This window comes from Liquorilactobacillus sicerae, assembly GCF_029916425.1.
GTDB lineage: Bacteria > Bacillota > Bacilli > Lactobacillales > Lactobacillaceae > Liquorilactobacillus > Liquorilactobacillus sicerae.
Genome location: NZ_JAHAVQ010000044.1, coordinates 1 through 883 on the forward strand (window position 1 = coordinate 1; position 883 = coordinate 883).

An 883-nucleotide genomic window follows, 5' to 3' on the forward strand; every position below is an offset into this window, starting at 1 on the left:
GTTTTTAAACCAGGAAATTCTTGTAGATAGCGTTTGATCCATTTCGGCGATAAACCACCGCGAAAAATTGTCGAACCAGTTCCGGCGATCGGAAAAATCGGTACACCACTTTGATCGGAAAACTCTGACAAACGCGTCAAGGCAAGTTTGTTGCCAATAATAGAATTCATAAATCCATTGCTTAAAGCGGAATCGGAACCGGCCAAAAAAACACGCAGATAAGGAAGAGACTGTCCAGTCCGTTTCTTATACAAGCGTAGATACTCTTTTAAAATTTCCGGCGAATGAAGTTGGGTCTTAAATCCCTCGAATAAAGGAATCATTTCAATATGGTCAGTATTATTTGAGCCACTTGTAAATTCGTCAGATTTAAAATGGGCTAATTTTGAGAACTTATCTTCGATTTCAACTAACTGTTCAGCTGTCTGAGCCATTGGCAGAATCGCTTCAAACAAAGGGCGCTGTTCAAAAGACTAGTCTCTGGCAAAATCCTCGGCCGAGAGCATTGTTGCCATTGCCTGCATCAGGCTATAACCTTTTTCTTCCCAAATATTCGGCAAACGGAAAGTTAGAAATTTATCACGGCCAAGCTGATGTTTTTTAAAATAATCGTAATGTTCAGAATATAAACGATCGATTACAGCGGCATCGGCATGTTTGCCTTCCCAATCCCACATATACTCATCAGTATCCAAAACAGCGAAATTATTAAAAGCTTCATCGACTTCCTTATATGCAGTGATAAAAGGATTTTTACTCTGATCGCTCTTAAAAAAAGGAACTCCTGCATTATCAGGATGTTGCGTACCCATAATATTAGGAATTTTTCTATCAATTTTCTGCATGAACGTCTCCTTCAGCGCGATGCTGCATTTTCATATGT

Annotated in this window: 1 pseudogene; it reads right to left on the reverse strand. The window is 39.4% G+C overall.

Annotated features, from left to right (window positions below):
• Positions 1-845, reverse strand: a pseudogene (gene ppcA / locus KH893_RS11065) (phosphoenolpyruvate carboxylase); the annotation flags it as partial.
• Positions 846-883: the final 38 nt, after the last annotated feature.